General features: G+C 43.8%; 21 protein-coding genes. 8 read left to right on the plus strand and 13 right to left on the minus strand.

The window, feature by feature from the left end; translation table 11 throughout:
- Positions 1–22 precede the first annotated feature (22 nt).
- From BCU07_RS04080 to BCU07_RS04100, 5 genes are all read right to left on the minus strand, one after another.
- Complete coding sequence (locus BCU07_RS04080) at positions 23–640, minus strand: CDP-alcohol phosphatidyltransferase family protein (RefSeq protein WP_017060320.1); 618 nt, start codon at positions 638–640, stop codon at positions 23–25.
- On the minus strand, positions 630–1,280 hold the full coding sequence (locus tag BCU07_RS04085; protein ID WP_102429176.1) for an ATP-binding cassette domain-containing protein: 651 nt from the start codon (positions 1,278–1,280) through the stop codon (positions 630–632). Before BCU07_RS04085 ends, BCU07_RS04080 begins: the two co-directional genes overlap by 11 nt.
- Positions 1,246–2,946 (minus strand): ABC transporter permease, encoded by a 1,701-nt coding sequence (locus tag BCU07_RS04090; protein WP_102429177.1) that lies wholly within the window; start codon positions 2,944–2,946, stop codon positions 1,246–1,248. The genes BCU07_RS04085 and BCU07_RS04090 overlap by 35 nt, the downstream gene beginning before the upstream one ends.
- A gap of 5 nt (positions 2,947–2,951) precedes the next feature.
- Positions 2,952–4,118, minus strand: a complete 1,167-nt coding sequence (locus tag BCU07_RS04095) for an ABC transporter substrate-binding protein (protein WP_102429178.1) — start codon at positions 4,116–4,118, stop codon at positions 2,952–2,954.
- A 428-nt stretch (positions 4,119–4,546) separates the two neighbouring features.
- A complete protein-coding gene (locus tag BCU07_RS04100; protein ID WP_004734625.1) occupies positions 4,547–4,993 on the minus strand; it encodes an META domain-containing protein in 447 nt (148 codons plus the stop codon).
- Between the two features lie 188 nt (positions 4,994–5,181).
- Between BCU07_RS04100 and BCU07_RS04105 the strand changes: the two genes are divergently transcribed.
- Together BCU07_RS04105 and BCU07_RS04110 are read left to right on the plus strand one after the other, a co-directional pair.
- Entirely contained in the window at positions 5,182–5,445 is a 264-nt protein-coding gene (locus tag BCU07_RS04105; RefSeq protein WP_017060324.1) for a DUF1289 domain-containing protein, read from the plus strand.
- A gap of 109 nt (positions 5,446–5,554) precedes the next feature.
- Positions 5,555–5,722: a hypothetical protein gene (locus BCU07_RS04110; RefSeq protein WP_017060325.1), complete on the plus strand. Its 168-nt coding sequence runs from the start codon at positions 5,555–5,557 to the stop codon at positions 5,720–5,722.
- Positions 5,723–5,779: 57 nt separating this feature from the next.
- Here the strand turns inward: BCU07_RS04110 and BCU07_RS04115 are convergent, their stop codons facing one another.
- From BCU07_RS04115 to BCU07_RS04125, 3 genes are all read right to left on the minus strand, one after another.
- On the minus strand, positions 5,780–6,082 hold the full coding sequence (locus BCU07_RS04115; RefSeq protein WP_017065764.1) for an MTH1187 family thiamine-binding protein: 303 nt from the start codon (positions 6,080–6,082) through the stop codon (positions 5,780–5,782).
- A gap of 127 nt (positions 6,083–6,209) precedes the next feature.
- On the minus strand, positions 6,210–6,431 hold the full coding sequence (locus tag BCU07_RS04120) for a hypothetical protein (RefSeq protein ID WP_029222094.1): 222 nt from the start codon (positions 6,429–6,431) through the stop codon (positions 6,210–6,212).
- 250 nt (positions 6,432–6,681) lie between these two features.
- A complete protein-coding gene (locus BCU07_RS04125; RefSeq protein ID WP_102429179.1) occupies positions 6,682–7,920 on the minus strand; it encodes a DEAD/DEAH box helicase in 1,239 nt (412 codons plus the stop codon).
- A gap of 229 nt (positions 7,921–8,149) precedes the next feature.
- Here BCU07_RS04125 and BCU07_RS04130 point away from each other — a divergent pair, with 229 nt between their 5' ends.
- Both BCU07_RS04130 and BCU07_RS04135 read left to right on the plus strand, forming a co-directional pair.
- Positions 8,150–8,776: a LysE family translocator gene (locus BCU07_RS04130; protein WP_017068053.1), complete on the plus strand. Its 627-nt coding sequence runs from the start codon at positions 8,150–8,152 to the stop codon at positions 8,774–8,776.
- A gap of 267 nt (positions 8,777–9,043) precedes the next feature.
- Positions 9,044–9,400: a hypothetical protein gene (locus BCU07_RS04135; protein ID WP_017060329.1), complete on the plus strand. Its 357-nt coding sequence runs from the start codon at positions 9,044–9,046 to the stop codon at positions 9,398–9,400.
- Between the two features lie 143 nt (positions 9,401–9,543).
- Here BCU07_RS04135 and BCU07_RS04140 read toward each other — a convergent pair whose 3' ends face one another.
- Positions 9,544–10,668, minus strand: a complete 1,125-nt coding sequence (locus tag BCU07_RS04140; RefSeq protein ID WP_102429180.1) for a M14-type cytosolic carboxypeptidase — start codon at positions 10,666–10,668, stop codon at positions 9,544–9,546.
- 137 nt (positions 10,669–10,805) lie between these two features.
- Positions 10,806–11,081 carry a nitrogenase-stabilizing/protective protein NifW gene (locus tag BCU07_RS04145; protein WP_102429181.1) on the minus strand — a complete coding sequence of 92 codons (276 nt, stop codon included), beginning with the start codon at positions 11,079–11,081 and terminating at the stop codon, positions 10,806–10,808.
- Positions 11,082–11,388: 307 nt separating this feature from the next.
- On the opposite strand from BCU07_RS04145, the gene BCU07_RS04150 reads away from it, so the two are divergent.
- The 3 genes from BCU07_RS04150 (at position 11,389) to BCU07_RS04160 (ending at position 15,307) form a co-directional block, all read left to right on the plus strand.
- Positions 11,389–12,483: a NapC/NirT family cytochrome c gene (locus BCU07_RS04150; RefSeq protein WP_017060332.1), complete on the plus strand. Its 1,095-nt coding sequence runs from the start codon at positions 11,389–11,391 to the stop codon at positions 12,481–12,483.
- 22 nt (positions 12,484–12,505) lie between these two features.
- Positions 12,506–14,953, plus strand: a complete 2,448-nt coding sequence (locus tag BCU07_RS04155) for a molybdopterin guanine dinucleotide-containing S/N-oxide reductase (protein WP_017060333.1) — start codon at positions 12,506–12,508, stop codon at positions 14,951–14,953.
- A 141-nt stretch (positions 14,954–15,094) separates the two neighbouring features.
- Positions 15,095–15,307 (plus strand): TIGR02450 family Trp-rich protein, encoded by a 213-nt coding sequence (locus BCU07_RS04160; RefSeq protein ID WP_017068050.1) that lies wholly within the window; start codon positions 15,095–15,097, stop codon positions 15,305–15,307.
- Positions 15,308–15,336: 29 nt separating this feature from the next.
- Here BCU07_RS04160 and BCU07_RS04165 read toward each other — a convergent pair whose 3' ends face one another.
- Together BCU07_RS04165 and BCU07_RS04170 are read right to left on the minus strand one after the other, a co-directional pair.
- On the minus strand, positions 15,337–16,074 hold the full coding sequence (locus BCU07_RS04165) for an HAD-IIB family hydrolase (protein ID WP_102429182.1): 738 nt from the start codon (positions 16,072–16,074) through the stop codon (positions 15,337–15,339).
- Positions 16,075–16,509: 435 nt separating this feature from the next.
- The gene (locus tag BCU07_RS04170; protein WP_347232041.1) at positions 16,510–16,929 is read right to left on the minus strand and encodes a YybH family protein; all 420 of its coding nucleotides are present in this window, start codon (positions 16,927–16,929) and stop codon (positions 16,510–16,512) included.
- Positions 16,930–17,073: 144 nt separating this feature from the next.
- Here BCU07_RS04170 and BCU07_RS04175 point away from each other — a divergent pair, with 144 nt between their 5' ends.
- Positions 17,074–17,940, plus strand: coding sequence for a LysR family transcriptional regulator (locus BCU07_RS04175; protein WP_102429183.1), 867 nt, complete (start codon positions 17,074–17,076; stop codon positions 17,938–17,940).
- 28 nt (positions 17,941–17,968) lie between these two features.
- On the opposite strand, the gene BCU07_RS04180 is transcribed toward BCU07_RS04175, so the two are convergent.
- The gene (locus BCU07_RS04180) at positions 17,969–19,828 is read right to left on the minus strand and encodes a helix-turn-helix domain-containing protein (RefSeq protein WP_102429184.1); all 1,860 of its coding nucleotides are present in this window, start codon (positions 19,826–19,828) and stop codon (positions 17,969–17,971) included.
- Between the last annotated feature and the right edge of the window lie 13 nt (positions 19,829–19,841).

Genomic DNA, 19,841 nt, shown 5'->3' on the forward strand with positions numbered 1-19,841 from the left:
GTGCAAGAAACTAACTCATTTATTAACTAGCTTGGTTTTTTAGTGTCTGAAAACCAAAATAAATACGCATGAACGTGGTTAGCCAACAAGCTGCACCAAAGGTGTAAGCGATAACCGCAAAGTGTTGAGGCCAAATACAAAACGCGATGAAACAAGCGATGGTTTCAGTGCCTTCGGTTAGCCCTGACATGTAGTACAGAGACTTATGCTTATAGACTGGGTTTTCAATGCCTCGCTTGCCTGCCATAACCGCAAACGCTAAAAAGCTGCTGCCTGTGCCGATAAAAGAGAAGATCAAAAATGCACCGGCAATGGCGTTGTGTTCTGGGTTGGCAATGACAAATCCAAAAGGGATCAGCGAGTAGAATAGGAAATCTAGGCTGATATCGAGGAAACCGCCCGCATCACTAATGCCTTGGATTCGAGCCAAGGCTCCATCAAGCCCATCACATACTCTATTAAACACAATGAAGCCTAACGCCCACTCATATTGTTGAAATGCCAACGCTGGAAACGCTAAACACCCAATCAGAAATCCGAATAACGTGGTTTGATTGGCCGTGATACCCAATTGGTTTAGTAACTTAGCAGACTGATTTAATGGCCACTTAATGACCTTAATGGAGTACTTATCCAGCATGGTTACTTCTCCATGGCCAAGACAGTACTTCTGCCCCTTGAGGTACATCGGCTTCGTCGTGCGTGACCATTAATGTAGGGATATTCGCTTTGGTCAGCTGTTCGAAGACCCAATCGCGAAATTGTGCTCTGAGCTCTTGGTCTAACTTACTGAACGGTTCGTCAAGCAGGGCGAGTTTAGGCTTGGCTAACAACATACGAGTCAAGCTTATTCTTGCGCGTTGACCGCCGGATATTTGATCCGGGAAAGATTCAGCTAAGTGAGTTAGCTCTATGTCTTTTAGTGCAGCCATTGCTTGTTTTTGGCGAGCGGAACCTTTAACAGAGTTCGGTAACGAAAAGGCCAAGTTTTCCCATACTTTGAGGTGCGGAAACAACAAGTCATCTTGAAACAAAATACCGACTTCACGCTGATGTGGTGGAAGCTCGTCGAGCTGAATATTGTTCAACACAACGGTGCCAGAGTACGAAAAATCTTCACTTAAGTGACCAGCAATCGCATCCAGTAAGGTCGACTTTCCGCAGCCACTCGGCCCCATCAAAGCCAGTATTTGGCCAGATTCTAATGTGACGTTTAGCGCTGAGAACAGCGAATCTCCATCGGTTTTACGGATGGCGAGGTCGTTGAGGTACAGACTCATTACTTAGGAAACCTTTAAAAGTAAGACGGCGATATCTCAGTTGAAGTCGGCTGACTAATATCGCTAAAGAGAAAAAGAACAGAGGCAATAGGGCCTGCCAAATGGCATAGATTGCTGTCACCCTGCGGTCGAAACCACTGGTAAGTGCAACGGCTTCTGTGGTGATCGTGCTAATACGGCCCGCGCCGAGCATTAATGTTGGAAGGTATTGGGCCAAACTCACGCTGATCCCGACCGCCCAAGCAAAGGCAATCGCAGGAAGCAAGATTGGTAGTTTGATCGAATACCAACTCTGAAATGGCGATTTACCTAGGCTCAGCGAGGCTTTAATCAACCCATCATTGAAGCTTTGCCACGGGCCATCCAAAGACAGGTACACAAACGGGAAAGCAAAGAAAACATGCGCCCAAATCACCCAGAACTCATAGGCACTACTGCCGATGTAGAGGGTCGTGACTTGCATACCAAACAACACTGAAAGCTGTGGTATTAGCATTGGAATAGCGATAATGAAGCCCGGAACTTGCCACTTGTATTTGATTCTGTATTCGTGAGCAACCAGCGCAAGCAACAAAGCGATTGAAGCAGCAATCAGACCAATCCATAAGCTTTGACCAACGGTGCTCATGATGCCTTCCCACTCGAACTCCCAGAAGCGCGTGCTGTAGCGGCTCGGCAGTAAATCAGGGAAGCGCCAACGCTGAGCAACGCTCCAAATTACCATTAAAGGAATGATCAGCAGTGAAAGGCTAGCAAGGACAGTGAATACCGTTTTCCCCGGAAGGTTTGCCCCTGTTCTTCCGGAATACTGCCAAGTTCGAAAGTACTTAAGAACCGCCCATTCAACTAAACGCGCCAAGGCGATGATCAACGAAGCTAAACCAAACAAAACGATGGCACCAGCAGCAGCTCGCGGAAGTAGGTTAAGATCCGGATCGTTGAACCATTGCCATACCAAAACGGCAAAGGTCGGCGGGTTGGTTGGGCCTATGATCAAAGCAATATCGACAACCGAGACACTGTAAGCGAGTACCGCCAGCATTGGGAAACGAAGCTTAGTAAACCATTGTGGGAAAATACATTTCCACCAGATCTGAGCGCGGCTGTAACCGAGCGATGCACTGACCTTGGTGATACGCTCTACATCAATTTGCTGAAGTATCGAAATGCTCATCAGCAATAAGAAGGGGACTTCTTTGAGTGCGAGCATAATAATTAAGCCGAACGCGTATGGGTCTTTCACCAATAACGCCAATTCAGAGCTGGTAGCCGATTCGCCGAGCAAGTGATGTACCGCTCTTGCGCCAAGCCCCGTTGGACTAAACAGAAAAGCAAAGCCGATAGCGAAAGCTACATGTGGAATGGCAAGCATTGGCGATAGCGTAAACTCAATCTTTCTCCAAAACTTGTTTCCCCAAGAGGCTTGAAGAATACAAAAGGTCAGGAAGCAGGCTATATAGCTGCTTGCAATTGCTGAACCTAGGCTTAAGCCAATAGAGTGCCAAGCCCCTTCCCATTGAAAGACTTGGCTAAAACCGTTGAGTGTCGGCTCCTCTAAACCAAGGGGCGGGATGAAACTCAGTGACGAAGCCACGACTCCCGCTACCCCAGGAATGGTCGGGATAATGCATACAGCTATAACAACAAAATATAGAGCGCGTAGCATGAAGACTAGTTACCGTATCGCTTAAGCCACTCTTTCTCGAGCGCGTTTTGCCAGCTCGGGTGTGGTTCATCAACCGATTTAAATTGCTGGGTGTTTTTAGCGCTGCCAGTGAGGTACTTGCTGCTCAGAACCGAAGGATCGCCCCAAACATTGAGGTCCCCCTTGCGAGACTGTGCTTCAGGGCTCAGTAAGAAGTTAATGGTCACTTGAGCACCCGCGGTTGCATTGGCGTTCCAAGGAATCGCAAGGAAGTGAATGTTAGATAGAGCGCCGCTTTCTAGAGCATAAGCCTTAGTGGTTTCGGCTAAGCGACCACTGGCTTGTGCTGAATAAACAGAGTTTGGATTAAACGTAATCGCGAGATCGATCTGTCCGTCATCCAGAAGTTGGATGCTTTCCGATGTGCCTGCTGGGAACTGCTTTCCACCGCGCCACGCCACTTTATGGAATTTATCTAAGTAAGCCCACAGTGGTGCCGTTACTTCTTGGAAGTTGTCTTCTGAAACCGGCTGAGCCAGCGCAGGGTTATTGTTTGTTAGTTCAATCAGTAGTGACTTAATGAAGCTCGTGCCATGAAACTCTGGTGGGCGAGGGTAGCTTAAGCGGTTCGGGAAAGCCTGAGCGTAGCTTAACATCTCAGAGAATGATTGTGGCGGGTTGTGAAGTGTTTCTTGGTCATGAATGAACACCAGTTGTCCCACGCCCCACGGTGCTTCTAAGCCTTCTGTCGGCTCTGAGAAATCGACATCAATTGGCAGAGACTTATCGACATACTGCCAATTTGGAAGTGATTCCGTAAATGGCCCAAACAATAGCGCGTTGTCTTTCATCGAACGGAAGTTCTCGCCATTAATCCAGACGATATCGACGCTGCCTTCACTGTTCTTTCCTGCCGCTTTTTCAGCAAGCAGTCGAGTGGTGGTTTCCGCAATATCGGTCACTTTCACATGCTTTAACGTGACACCGTGGTCACTTTGTAATTTCTTGCCTGCCCACTGTAGGTAACGATTGATCTCTTGGCTTCCGCCCCAAGCGTGAAAGTAGACAGTTTCTCCCTCTGCCTGCTGTTCTATTTGGTTCCAGCTGTCGATGGATGTTGCTTCATCAGCATAAATGGTTGCGCTGTATGCAACGGTTGCCATGATTCCTAACGTACTTACTATCTTGTTCATAAACTTTTCCATTTGGTAGTGAACGGGCAAGAGCATTGTATTTTCGAACTCCCTAGTGCGTATTGACCCTTCGTGGTTAACGAAAGATCAACATGCCCTAATAGTTATTCTATCTGTTTCTGAAATAAATTCTAATTCAACAGTAAATTCAATCAATTACTTGAGAACAAGCAGGGAGTTCGCGGTCGAGTTTTGTTCGATACGTAATCATCTCGAAAACTCGACAGACTCTAGGCTTTTGCCATCCTAGCAACAGACCGCTGAACCGTTGAATTTATTGCATCTAAATGAGAGATTTTTGAGGTTTATTGGAGGTTGGTACGAAAAGTCGGCGATGAGCGTCAATTTTGAAGAAGTAGTGAGGGCAAGCTGACAATAAAAAAGGAGCCATCAGGCTCCTTTAATCAGTATTTGGTTTCGATGACGGATTAGTTTACCCAGTCACGAATTGTGTACGTTAGCGTGTGTACATCGTTTTTCAGTACTAGCGTATCGTTTGTTAGCGTTACGTCGCTCCACTCGCTTAGAGTAGCAGAAACCGATTGTTCGATTTCCATCGCAGAGCCGTGACACATTTTCATTGTCATGCCCATTTGCTTGATACGGAATTGACCGTCTTTCAGCTCGCCTTGACCGAAGAAGTTGTTACAACCAGCCATGCCGTTTGCAGTCATCTTTTCGCCGATCTCTAGACGAGGAGCTGCTTGGTCTTCGCTTTTCACAATGTCCTTGCCATCAATTTGCGCAAGTTCCCAATTATGGTGCTGTAGATCGGTTGGTGTTACTTGCATCGCGTTGTCACCTGTTGTTGTGCATGCTGCTAGCATCATAGGTAAAGCGGCTACTGCTAGTAATTTTTTTGAACTAAACTTCATATTATAAGGCTCCAAAGGAAAGAACGAAGTTACCGGATAAGTGTAACTTGATGGGTTCAAAGTATAGTTTACAAAACACTATATGTGTCAGTATAAGGTCATAGTTTAGTATGGATTTCATGAGCCAGGCGACAAATTAATCGCTTATTTTTGAGAGAGTAAGCGTAATTTTGAATGTGTAAGGAGGCATGGTGGAGCAGTTAGAGTTTTTCCAAGTTCCAAGCCCTTGCGTTGGGGTTTGTTCAAGCGATGACAAAGGCTATTGCAACGGTTGTATGCGCAAGAGAGAAGAGCGCTTTAATTGGATGTCGATGACACCGTCAGAACAATTGCACGTGATAAAGCTGTGTCGTCAGCGCTATAGAAGAAAAATAATGAATCAAAAAAACTTGATTGGTAAGCAGGTCGATGAAGAGGGAAATACCAGTCCCCAAAGAGATCTTTTTGGCTAAAGAGGAAGTATTTAGATTTTATTTAACTCCGAAGTAACTATTACTTTACATAATGGTTGGGGTGTAATATTAAAGTAGGTACCTTTGTACCAGAAGGAGTGGTGTCGGTATGAATAAAAAGAACGTAAAAATCAAAAAAGAGCCAGTCAAAGCACTTGACCGAAAACCGATCGGGGCAAAAGATGACCCTGAAGAGACTCCGCGTGATTGGCATTCGATGTCAGAAGAAGAACGAATGGAAATCCTTTCTCACCTCTCAGACATGCCTTTCCAATAACACCACTGGTTCTTCAGAGCCTTTCTTAAAGCTCAGTTTTCAGAAACAAAAATGTGATTAAACAAACATGTGATTCGCTTTCGTTACACCACGATGGTACGTGCAAAATGTATCATCGGCCTCGGTGGTTTTACTGTGAATCTTAATGTTTGTGATCACTTCTACCGCCCCTGCATCGTAGCAAGCTTGTTCTGCTTTTTTAACGATATCGAGTAATTGATTGAGTTCACCTTTCATTGTGGTTTCCATCGCACCAACTTGGAAAGGGACATCGGCTGCTTTCACAACTTCAATGGCTTTATCAACTACTTCGAAGTTGTTGCCTTCTTTAACGCGAGGGATCACTTGGAAGGCAACCATCACTTCTTTTTCTCTTTTTAACTCAGACACTTTCTGCTTACTCAATGATAGGGATTTGTTGCAGATGATAGGTTAATGCGGAGACGAATTCTACAGCGATTATGCTGGTTGGATTACTCTCTTTGTCCTACTTGTTACCCCAGTGGTCACTTACCCAACCACCTATGTGCTCATCAAAATGACTGCCACTGAACCTCTGGTTGCGTTCAACCGAAGTATCACAATCATCTTTATTATCTATTAGGTTTTGTATGTAGTTTGCCATTGGGTCATTGGAACTCTGACGATCTCGGCGAGTAGCCACTTCCTTAATCAGTTGTAATCGATATGTAGAGCTTGCACGTTTCATTTCAATGACCTCCCGGTTTTTAGGCACTAATAGAAAAATCTAGTTGCCAGATATAGGGGCGTCAACGTGATCAGAAAGTATTTTTTTTGAGCAACCAAGAATCAATACCTTGGCATCATAATTCACAAAAGTGTCATTTAAATTGGCATTTTGTCTGAGTCGATAGGTTGTGATTTTACATTTGATTGCATATAAAAAGCCCAGTGCAAACTGGGCTAATCGATTTTCTATGGTTATTTTGAAGAGCTGGTTATTTTGAAGAACTTAGCTTGCTCTTAAATTGCTTAGCACTTTTCTTCTTTGCGGTTCTTCGGTTAGCCATTTTGTCTTTAGGTGGACGTTTGCGAGCTGTCACTTCAGATGCAGGTTTGTCTGTAACAGGGAAACCTTCTAATGCTTGTAGCACAAGAGGCTTATTGGTCAGAGTACGAATCGCATTTAGGTAGTCAGTTTCGCTGTGACTAACCAGAGAGATAGCGCAACCAGTGCTTCCTGCTCTTGCTGTGCGACCAACTCGGTGTACGTAAGTTGCGGAGTGTGTCGGCAAATCAAAATTAATCACGACAGGCAGCTGATCAATATGGATGCCGCGAGCCATCACGTCTGTCGCGATAAGCACACGAGTCTCGCCATTTTTGAAACTTTCTAATGCTTGCTCTCGTTCTTCTTGGCTCTTATTTCCATGTAACGCACTCACACTGATTTTGGATTTATTCAATCGCTTGGTTAATGCGTCGGCATTATCTTTTGCGCCAATGAACACCAATACTTGCGGCCATGGGGTCTGATGAAGTAGGGCGATAAGTGCTTGAGCCTTACTGCCTTTGTTCACTAAATACAGAGTTTCTTCAATAGTCGCGACCACGCTGTTTTCTTGGTGTGTAGTGACTTTAACCGGGTTTAAAAGAAGCTCTTCAGCTTGCCCCACTAATTCAGGCGGAAGTGTCGCAGAGAACAACAGTGACTGACGTTTGCTTGGTAGTGCTGCGGTAATCGCTTGAATATCTGGCCAAAAGCCCATGTCGATCAGGCGGTCGGCTTCATCAAGAACCAATGATACGCACTGAGTTACATCCAGTTCGCTACTTTTGATTAAAGCAAGTAGACGCCCCGGAGTAGCGATTGCTAATTGCGGTTGGGTTAGTAATTGTTGCTGCTGATCATCAGTAGTCACGCCACCGGTTAAGGTTACGAATTTGATATCGAGCGCTGTCGCGATCGGCTCTAAAGATTTGGTCACTTGAGATGCAAGTTCACGGGTTGGAACAATGATCAGTGCTTGCAGTTCATTCACATCTTGGTTGATGTTATTCAGTAACGGTAAGCCAAACGCCAATGTTTTACCGCTGCCCGTTTGAGCCAATGCAAGTACGTCTTTCCCCGCAATAATGGTAGGAATTACCGCTTGCTGTATCTCTGTTGGCTTATTGAATTGAGATGGGAGCGCGGAGACGGTTTTTGCGTTAAGGGTTAGGCTAGCAAATGACATAAATGAACCAAGTATCAAAAGGGAGGTGGAGTCTAACAGGGCTACAAATGTTAGAGAATCAGTTTTGTATGTTAGACGATAAACACATTCATTATACGCGCGAATTATGTATGTTAGCCATACGCGATAATTAAGCGTTTATCATATTGTAATGGTATTGAATGGACGTACAATACCCGCCCTAAAACGATCAAGTATGATTAGGAAGCTTTAAGGAAATGAGAGCGAAATGAGTTGGGAAAGTATCTGGCTGTTTATTATCATCGTGTTTTTTATTGCCATTATTCCAGGCCCAAATGCTCTGTTGGTATTGAGCACGGCTCTAACCCAAAGAAAGCTGTTTGCGTTTATTAACGTGTTGGGTGTGTCATGCGGGTTCTTTTTTCATGCGTTTGTTTCTGCGAATGGCATGAGCTTACTGTTATCTCAGACCCCAATGGCGTTTGAAGGTCTTAAGTGGCTGGGCGTCTTGTACTTAATCTGGCTTGGTTGTAATCACTTTCGAGCGGCATTGCGAGCTCAAGAGGGCGTGCTTGCTGTGGTGAGCGCATCGGGAAGTAAGCTATATCATCAGTTTTTCAAAGGGCTTCTCACTAATCTACTGAATCCTAAAATTGTCCTGTTTTATCTTTCTATATTCCCTCAATTTGTTTCAACAGATGCGATTGTGACAGACAGTTTGATACTTGGTGCAATTCAAGCGTCAGTGGTGTCGATGTGGTTCTTAGTTGTGATCTTAATGGCGGATACCTTTAAGCGCTTGTTAGTTCAAAAGCGCACCTCGCAAATGGTGAACATTGTGTGTGGGATTCTATTCGTGGGCTTCAGCATTCAGTTGGCATTGTTTCAGCTTTAGGGTGCGATGCGAAGAATTGGGTTTTTAGCTATTGGTTCAGTTCATTTCCGGCTTAGTTCTCGTTTCCATCTTAGTTTTCATTTCCGATTCAGTTCTCATTTTTTACTGAATGCTAAGCAATCCGTGTTTCTCTGTATAAATCTCTAAAGCATTAGCTCGGGAAGTCGATATAATTATTAGCTATCAATTTGGTGAATGTGTTTATTTGAGACCAATTGAAGCTACAGCCTATTGCTTGACCGAAATAACAGAGACAGGGAGTCACTAATGCGTGAAGATTCATTCACCCAGAAACGCAAATATTACCGCTTAAAGTACCCTCAAAAGGCTCGTCCGGTGATGCGAATTAAGGATGAGCTTTTTCATGTCAGCGAAGTTTCTGAAAAGGGTGTACGCCTGATGATGCGTAACATCATTCCGGTTTATCGTGGCTTTTCAATGGCCGGCACCTTGAGGTTGCATGACAACAACAGTATCGATATTAGCGGTGCTGTATTGCGACAAGAAGGTGACGAAGTGATCGTTCAGTTATCACAAGGTCCGAGCTTCAAAGATATGGTGTCTGAACAACGCCACATTAGGCAAAGATACCCAGTGTTTTTTGCTAGCCTCAGAGTGGCATAGAAAGCTTTTAAAGTTAGATTCACTCATCCAAGCCGATATTAAAAAGCCCAGCACTTTCACAAGTGCTGGGCTTTGTTCTATCTATAGCCCAGATTCTTATAAACCAAAGGCGATACAGGTAAAGCTAATGAGCTTAGTTCGCCTTATAGCTCGTCTACTGTAGCCCAAACTGCGGCTAGCATATCGTGACCAAACGCGACACTTCGTTCTGGAGACCAGCCGTAAAGTTCGTCAGCGTGACTGATGTGATCTTTAAATGGCATCTCGACGGTGTAAGCCAAACACTTGAATTGCTCACCAATCCAGTTTGTGCCAACTGTCATGTTTGCTTTGCCTGGTTCGTCTTTATCGTAACCAAATTCATCTTGGAACTCTGGCGTGATAGTGAGCAGTGCTTGCTTGAAGTGGCTCTCTAGCTTCGCGATGCGCTCGTTGTAAGAAGGTGTGCCTTCGCTACCTGCTACAAAGTTATATGGAATCGCTTCGTCGCCGTGAATATCTAGACACAGGTCAACGCCCGTTTCCAGCATACGCTCGCGAACAAGGAATACCTCTGGGCTGCGTTCCATAGAAGGTGATTGCCATTCGCGGTTCAGGTTTACGCCAATCGCGTTAGTACGCAGGTGACCGCGGATGCTGCCATCTGGGTTCATGTTTGGTACAACTCTGAACACAACGCTGTCTAGAAGAGAGCGACCAACCGTATCTGTTTCATCAAGTAGGCGTTGTAGCAGGCCTTCGATCAGCCATTCAGCCATCGTCTCGCCAGGGTGTTGGCGACCAATAACCCAGATGTTTTTCTTCTCTTCACTTGGCTCACCAATGGTTAGCAAGGTGATGTCGTTGTTGTCTAGCGTGTGACCTAGAGTTTCAAGCTTACAAGCCGGGTGCGTTTGAGCACTGTGCAGAAGATCTTGGTGACGATCGTATGAGTACGGCGCAAAGTAGGCGAAGTACATTGAATCGTGTTCAGGGATGATATCAAAGCTTAATGTATCGCCATCGAACTGAGATGGAATACGGAACCACTCTTCACGGTCATAAGATGCTACAACATCATAATCTTTCCACCCATCAGGGTAAGCAGATGTTGCCAATTGGCCGATTTCAAAGTGGTGAGCTTGTTGAGCTTCACTTTCTAAACGGAAATGAAACCACTGAGAGATTTCAGTCTGGTTGTCTGCTGGGATCGTCAGTTGAATGTTTTGTGGTGAATCTGCTGAAACGACGTGAATGTTGCCGCTTTCGAAATTGCTGAAAATTTTCATTGTAGTTTTTATCTCGTAGTTGAGTTGCCGTAAGACTAGCACACTTTTTTTCGAGCAAACCACTAACTAAATCGTAATGAGATGTTATTTCAATTCTCTATTTTTTGTTATCTACGTTTAAGCTTTCTGATTTTGAACTAGCGGCGTTGGCAAGTTGTGCAACCACGACAGGCTGATCGTGTGTAGCGATCCAGTTTACTGCGTTGAACCTTACAGTACGCGCTTTTCAGTGCTCTTCTTCCCGAAAACCAATCATCGGGTTTCGATAGGATCAGATAACCATTAAAGCGCTTCACAAGCTCTATTCTATTTTGGTCGATAAACTTGCTATCAAAGCCAATTTCGAAGTAATCAAGCGCTTGTTCGATGGCGGTGAAACTCGCTATTTTTTGCTGGAATTCTGTTTGGTTCATTGAGTGAGGAGTTTATGAAAAATAGATAGCCAATATTGTAATAGATTTACAATTTACTTCTTTGACTTAGAAAGCCGTTTTGTCTCGTTGATGTTAGATTAATCAATAATAGATATTTAACCGTCGATTCTTATTTGGTGGGCGATTGTATCTGGTGGGGAATAATTTCGTGAAGTGCCCTTGGGTTCTCATAAAGGTTCAATCTTTGTTCCTCAGAATGCGATTTATGATCCAAATCAAACTGATCTACCCCTAAAGTACTATTCTGATCTTAATTGTAACCAATTGTTGAAGATGATTAAGAATTATGACAATAAAAAAACGTTATATCGCACTAATAGCGGCGGTTGGTATAGGTATTGGTTGGTTAACCTTAGGGGGAACTGCAGCCGTTATGCACTATACATCGAGCACTGAGTTTTGTGTTTCTTGCCACACAATGGAAGCACCCCACAAAGAATACCAAGGTTCTGTACACTTCAGTAACGCAAAAGGCATTCGAGCTGAATGTGCCGATTGCCACATTCCAACTGATCCGATTGACTACGTGATCACCAAAGTAAGAGCGTCCAAAGACATCTACCACGAATTTATTTCAGGTAAGATAGACACGCCTGAGAAATATGAAGCACACCGTGAAGAGATGGCTGAGACAGTTTGGGCTCAATTCCGCGAGAATGACTCAGCGACTTGTCGCTCTTGTCACGAATTCGATGCAATGGAAGAGTTCGAGCAATCTCGTGATGCAGCAAAAATGCATGCTTATGGTCGCGAAAATAACCAAACGTGTATCGATTGTCACAAAGGCGTTGCACATTTTGCTCCTGAAGCTCAGCTAGATAGCAAAGCGTTCGATACCCTGATCGCATTTACGAAAAACACGCCAGCAGATGCGAAAGTGGTTTACCCAGTAACCGATATCGCAATGGGTGACTTCGGCAGTGTAAACCCAACAGCAGAACTGCAAGTGGTCAAGGCTGAAGGCGACAACCGTACTGTGACTTTGAATGCATTCCAAATGAAAGGTGCAGAGCAAGTGCTTTACTTCGGTGAAGGCCAACGTGCAATCGTTGCGACATTGACAGACAAAGGTCAAGAAGCACTGACTACTGGTGACTATAAAGCCGATGCTTACGGTAACGAGTGGCGTTCAGTTGCGCTAACGGGTGATATCACTTCTCCAGTTGTCGATAAACTAGACCCAATCTGGTCTTACGCAGAAGAGTTGGACAACGTTTACTGTGCAACGTGTCACGCGAAAATTCCTTCAAACCACTTCACTGTGAATGCTTGGGGACCTGTTGCGAAAAGTATGGGCGACCGTACAGACATTTCTGAGCAAAACCTTGAGCTGCTGACTAAGTACTTCCAAAACCACGCGAAAGACGTTGTTGGTCACTAAAGAGAATTAGAAGGATAAAATTATGACTAATATGACACGTCGTGGATTTATGAAAGGCACAGGTATTACAGCTGGTGCGTTGGCATTCACATCTTTGACGCCGATGAGCGCAATTGCTTCGGACAAACGTGGTTCTGGTGTTCTAACATCAGGTCGTATGGGACCAATGCTGTGTGAAGTGAAAGATGGCAAGTTAGTGTCGACGACGAATGCACTGGCACAAACGGTTCCAAATAGCCTGCAGACCACAGGCCCTGATCAAGTACACACCAAAGCGCGTGTTAAGTACCCTATGGTTCGTAAAGGCTACTTGGCTAACCCATCTGCACCTGAAGGTGTACGTGGTAGTGATGAATTTGTTCGTATCTCTTGGGATGAAGTGTACAAATTGATTCACCAACAACACTCACGTATTCGTCAAGAGCACGGTGCGGAATCTGTATTCGCAGGCTCTTATGGCTGGCGTTCAAGTGGTGTTCTGCACAAAGCGCAAACGCTTCTACAACGTTACATGAGCATGGCTGGTGGTTACTCTGGTCACTTAGGTGATTACTCAACAGGTGCTGCGCAAGTTATCATGCCGCACGTTGTGGGTTCGATTGAGGTGTATGAACAGCAGACGACTTACCCAGTTATCCTTGAGCACAGTGATGTGGTGGTACTTTGGGGCCTAAACCCAATTAACACCTTGAAGATCGCTTGGAGCTCAACCGACTGTGCAGGTCTTGAGTTCTTCCACCAGTTGAAGAAGTCGGGCAAGACAGTGATTGCGATTGACCCAATGCGCTCTGAGACTATCGAGTTTTTTGGTGACAACGCAGAGTGGATTGCTCCTCACCCAATGACTGACGTAGCCATGATGATGGGTATCGCACACACGTTAGTGAAACAGGGCAAGCACGATAAAGAATTCTTGGGTAAATACACAACAGGTTACGACGTATTCGAAGCTTACTTGATGGGTAAGGAAGACGGCGTAGAAAAATCTGCTGAGTGGGCGTCTGAGATCTGTGGTGTGCCAGTGAAGCAGCTTGAGCTACTTGCGGATATCTTCAGTAAGAACCGTACTATGCTGATGTCTGGCTGGGGTATGCAGCGTCAACAATACGGTGAACAACGTCACTGGATGTTGGTTACGCTAGCGACAATGCTAGGTCAAGTTGGCTTGCCTGGTGGTGGTTTCGGTCTTTCTTACCACTACTCAAACGGTGGTAACCCTGCTCGTGATGCAGGCGTACTTCCTGCGATTTCAGCGTCACTTGGCGGTGGTTCTTCGGCGGGTAACGATTGGGCTGTTTCAGGATCTGTGAACGCATTCCCTGTAGCTCGTATTGTTGAAGCGCTAGAAAACCCGGGTTCAAGCTACCATCACAATGGTCACAACCTAACGTTCCCAGAGATCAAAATGATCTGGTGGGCAGGCGGTGCGAACTTTACTCACCACCAAGATACCAACCGCTTGATCAAAGCTTGGCAAAAGCCTGAGCTGATTGTTATCTCAGAACCTTACTGGACAGCAGCAGCTAAGCACGCGGATATTGTTCTGCCAATTACTACATCGTTTGAACGTAATGATATGACGATGACGGGTGACTACAGTAACCAACACTTAGTGCCAATGAAGAAAGTGGTTGAGCCACAAGGTGAAGCTCGTAACGATTTCGATGTATTTGCGGACATGTCTGAGTTACTTGCTCCGGGTGGTCGTGATGTGTACACCGAAGGCAAGACCGAGATGGAATGGCTGTATGGTTTTTACAAAACCGCACAGCAAGGTGGTCGTGGTCAGCGTATCGTAATGCCTAACTTCAGCAAGTTCTGGGAAGATAATCAGTTGATCGAGATGAAGTGGAACGAGAAGAACGCACAGTTTGTTCGTTACGCTGATTTTCGTGAGAACCCAATCATGAACCCACTAGGTACACCAAGTGGCAAGTTCGAGATATTCTCAAGAACCATTGAAGGTTACCAACTAGATGATTGCCCTGCACACCCAACTTGGTTAGAACCAACAGAGTACACAGGCAACGCTAAAGATGGCGAACTGCAACTGATGACAGCGCACGCCGCGCACCGTCTGCATAGCCAGTTCAACTACGCGAAGATCCGCGAAGAGTATGCGATTGCAGACCGTGAGCCGATTTCAATTCACCCTGAAGATGCGAAAGCTCGAGGCATTAAAACGGGTGACTTGGTTCGTGCACATAATGGTCGTGGACAAGTATTGGTGGGTGCATTAGTGACGGATGGCATCAAACAAGGCTCTGTATGTATCCATGAAGGCGGTTGGCCTGATTTAGATAAAGACACAGGTCTATGTAAAAACGGTGGCTGTAACGTGCTTACGTTGGATATCCCGACTTCTCGTTTGGCGAATGGCTGTGCTGCAAACTCTGCGCTTGTGAAGATTGAAAAATACACAGGTCCAGTATTAGAACTCACGGCATTTGATCCACCTAAAAACGGCTAATCTTTAACAAGTAATAGCTAACTGAATGAAGTCAGCCTAATCGCTGGCTTTTTTTGATCCTTTTCTTGCGACGAAGACTATTACTCAGTGTCGGCTAGACAATCCATAATAATCAATGACATCTAAGCGAGAAATAAACTCATGAATCGAATCAATCCAAAGAAACTACTTCGCAGTAAATGGACGGCCGTTAGCCCTGTAAAGAAAGAAAAACACTTTATGGTCACAGAGGTCGAGTTTGAAGAAGGGGAGGTTATTCGTTGTTTGATAGAAGCGGTGATGACCAAACGAGAGGAAGACATCAACTGGCGGGATCTCACCGACAAGGATCATTGGCTTCCCGGTTGGAAATAAGGATAGCAAGTAGGGAGCAGTCCTTATTTCTAATTACCCGCTGCTGCACGTCCTTGCCAGTATTTAAGGCCTTCTAAGACACCCTCAGCATGTGTTGCTCTACTCGTGTATACGTTGTCTCTATCCGATAGGTGAGCAACCTCTGGGTAATGGTTAGCAACCAGTATCGAGTTTACGCCTTCAATGGTGAGCATTGAGGTGTCGTTAGCTGAATCACCGGCAACGCAAACCTGGTCAATGCTCAAGTCGTGTTGCTTCAAAAGATGGTGGATAGCGGTTGCTTTGTTGACTCCCTTTGGTGTGATGTCTAGATACCAGTCGTGTGAATACGTTAGGTGAACATCTAATCCGTGCATCTCCAAGCTAGATTCAATCAGTTCGTGTTGAGGCTCTGAAAGCTTTCCTTCAAAGGTGATCTTGTAATCGCCTTGATGGTTTTCTATGCGATCACCCATAAAATCAAGGGGGGCGAGAGCCGTCTCTACCCTTGATTTGTTCCAAGAAGCTTCCAGTTGGTTATGCCAAACATGGTCTGGTTTTTGGGAATGAACATGATGAATTTTGGTGCCCACATCGCTAATAATACTGTGTGGCTTCGGGTAGTTATCCGATTCTAAACCCATTCGAATCGAAGGTAATGTTCTTCCTGTCGCGATGATAAAGCGAATATCAGGTTGTTCTGTGAGGTAATCAAATAGCTGGTTAACACCGTGAGATGAGCCTCCATCAAGCGTACCGTCAAAGTCACACACCAACATTTTTATCATTCGAATTCCTTGTCTTTTTCTCTATTTCGTCACGGGAAAATGCTTATTTCTTTTATAAAGAATGGCTCAGCAATGAGCACTCTACAAGTTGAAGTTCAGCTTAGATAATCACCAATTGGCAGTTTGCAGCAAGTATCACAGTTGGTGTGACGTATTAAAATTCTTGGTTGAAAAGGTTGATTTCAACTCGCTGACTTTAGCCGGTTGACCTTTGGTTTTTAGGTAGAGATTGAGAGTTGATCTTATATTTTTTATCGAGCGAACTTTCGCCTCGGAAACATCATGAAAGCTTAATAAATAGTTCGTATTCGAATTGTTTGTGCACGAACTAATTATGGCTTTTGTTGGTTCATTCAGCCTATTAATTACTCTAATGTAAAATTAATATTCAATAATCTACGACTACGTAATACATAATATTGGCCGTACGCTTATCTAATTTATCCCTTTTATTATCAGTGACTTGCTTTGTTTTTGCTTATTTTTTGGTCTTGTTGTTGCTGGTCTGGTTTCAGTCTGTTGCCTTGTTTTACCGAGCGAAGAACCTTGATGTTCATGATGTACAACGCCAAACGCTTTGTTCATTGTCCAACTCGCGGTAAGAATGTAACCGCCGTCTGTGTGCTCTTCCCATTTTACATCGGTGTAATCAACGTCTTTGAAACCTTGGTCGATGATGTTTTGCCAAAATGCTTGAATCGCTTCATGACCTTCAAAAGTACCAAATGGACGCGCTTCCATTACACAGCTTTTAGTATATTGATCGGCACAACCTTTCGCATCTTGGTTGTTGAAAGCCTTTTGCCACGCGTTAATGCCTTGCTTACATGCTTCTAAAATTTGGTTGTCTAACATTGTCTTTCTCCATAACAGTCTTGTTGTTTCGAGCACTGTCTTTTTTATTTGGTATTTCGATAAGTTGAATTGAGTTTAGTCTTGGAAATTGATTTGAAAAACAGAGATAATAGAAAATACTGTTTGTAAAAAGAGAACAATAAGATGAGTAAGCTAAAGCAGATGTCGATTTTCGCTCATATCGTAGAGCAGGGTTCAGTCTCGGCTGCGGCTGAAAAGTTAGAGTTGTCTAAATCTGTCGTCAGTCAACATCTCAAAATTCTAGAACAAGAGTTAGGCGCCTCTCTCCTTAAACGCACAACACGAAGACAAACTTTGACAAGCATGGGTGAGCGCTTTTATTTGAGTTGCAAAGACATCAATGTGATCGCTGAATCGGCTTGGGATATGGTAAAAGCCGAGCTAGAAGAGCCACAAGGCCGGATTCGTATCACAGCTCCGAATGCCTTGATGGATTTATTGGTAGCGCCTGTTATTGCCGAACTGATGAAACAATATCCGAAGTTAAAGCCAGAACTGATAAGCGACGATCAGCATTTAGACTTCATGGAGCACGATATTGATCTCGCGGTACGAGTGGGCAGTTCTCGTGATAGTAACCTCAAACAGAAACGCTTGGGTGAATTTAAAGATGTGTTGTGTGGCGTTGAAAGCATGCGTGAACGCGAACTTGATTCTATCCCTTATATCGCTAACTCATGGCAGGGGAAGCAGGTGACTCATCATTTTAGTTCTCAAACTGAGCAGGACTTTGTCTACCAACAGCAAGCTAGTTGCGTCACCAATTCGTTCCACAGTTGCCTTGCACTGATTAAATCAGGTGTTGGTATCGGTGTGATTCCAGATTTCTGCATTCCTCAGTTATTTGGTGATGTTGTCGACGTGCTGCCAAGCTTTGAATTACCCACCAACACGGTTTATGCGCTAAACCCATTTGCTTCAAATACGCCTATCGCCATCAAGCTGTGTATCCAAGCGTTGGAAGAAAAGCTTAAGCAGAATTTAGTATAAGCTTTCTATCGTTGGTAAAATCCGGTGCTTAACCATATTTACTAATAAAAGAAATAACATGTTTATTACTCAGTAATTCGATCTTGTCGATAGTCAGTACGCAATAGCGATAGTTTTTGTTTTTGAAGGTGATGTTCGACTTTTGTTCTGTTGGTTCTGAAAACTTCCATATTTCAAATCCGATGTTCTTCATAAGTTCCAATGCACTTGGGTTCTTTATGATCATGGAATACTTTTTAATCTTAGTATTTCTTGCAAGAAGCTTCATATCGGAAATCAGGTTCGCAATAGATTGTTCACGCTTCTCAGAGTGACCGCTAACCACAATGTAATTTAAGTTATGATTAGAATCTAAAGAGCAGGCTTGCTTAATATGTAGATGTTTATTTTGGTATTGCTCGAATACCTCTTCGTTGAAGAAAAAACCTAGGCTATGACTAACAATATCGCCATTAACATCGACCATTTTTCTGCCATGCGCCTTTTTTTCACTGCAATAGAGAAACAGGTCGATAGTATCAAGAGCTGAAGGATCCACCTTTGTATATTGTGAAATCAGCTTTATTCTATCTATTACTGATTTGTCATTCTGATCTGTCATTAGTGGCATGATCTGACAGTCGCAGCCTTCTTCTATTTCCCCTTTAGTGATAGACGATATTCGGCTTTGAAACGAAAAGAACCTCTCACGAAGGAAGTCTTCAAGTAATGCACTGTCTTCGTTATCTTCTGAATCAAAGGATTTCAACGTTGTATACAAGTCCAGACCAAGGCAGTCCAGTAGCTTTAGGGCTTTGTAATTACTTGGCTTTACTTTGCTATTTTCCCATCGATTTATCGTTACGACATCTACAGAGCTGAATTCATCATCTAAGTGATTAATGTATGCCGCAAAATCCTTTTGCGTTAACTTCAATTTCTTGCGCGCTTCGCGCAGTAATTGCGGAAATTTCATCATGGTAGAATATTCATCTTTGATTAGTGACATTACGTTCCGATTCGTCAGATAGTCTATTTTATCAATCGTTAATATACAGTAGCTATAATATTTATTTTTGAATGTAATATTACATTTTTTAGCAGAAGGTTCTGAAAATTTAAATACTTCAAACCCCACGCCCTTCAAGAGTTTCATCATGTTGGGGTCTTTTACTAAAACAGAATATTTTTTAATGTTTTTGTTCTGAGAAAGTAACTGTATATCTGAAACTATATGCTCAATAACATGATCTTTTGTCTCTGAGTGTGAGCTTATATTAAAATAATTTATGCTTTTGCTTGAATTTAAAGAGCAGGCCATTCTTAGATCTAGCTCTTGAGTTTTTAATGTTTCAAATTGATGGTCTTCAAAGAAAAAGCCTACGTTGTGACTCACAATGTCACCATCTACATTGATCAGTTTGTGACCATGTGCTTTTTTCTCACAGTAGTAGAGATATAAATCAATTTGGTCCAATGGCGAAATATCGACTTTTGTGAATTTAGAAAGTAGTTTGATTCTGTCGATAACGCCAGTGTCACACGGCTCTGACATTAAAGGCCGTGACTTAAAGTTGCGTTTGCCTTGTTGTTGATTCAGGCCTGATAGAGCTGAAATTCTACTTTGAAATGAGCCATAGGATTCGTTTAAAAACAGTTCGATTAGTGTGTCTTTTTGTTCGGATTTAAAGCTCTTTATTGTCTCAAACAAATCTCCGCCAAGGTACTGTAAGATCTTGAGTGCTTTGTATGTACTAGGCTTTACCTTACTGTTTTCCCAACGATTTATCGTTACGACGTCAACCGCATTAAACTCGTCGTCCAGCTGATTTAAGTAGGTTGCAAACTCTGTTTGTGTAAATTGAAGTTCCTTTCTGAAGTTACGTAACAACTGTGAAAACTCACTCATTAAAACATTAACC

The sequence above is a fragment of the Vibrio sp. 10N.261.54.E10 genome, assembly GCF_002877735.2.
In the GTDB taxonomy this organism is placed as follows: domain Bacteria; phylum Pseudomonadota; class Gammaproteobacteria; order Enterobacterales; family Vibrionaceae; genus Vibrio; species Vibrio crassostreae_C.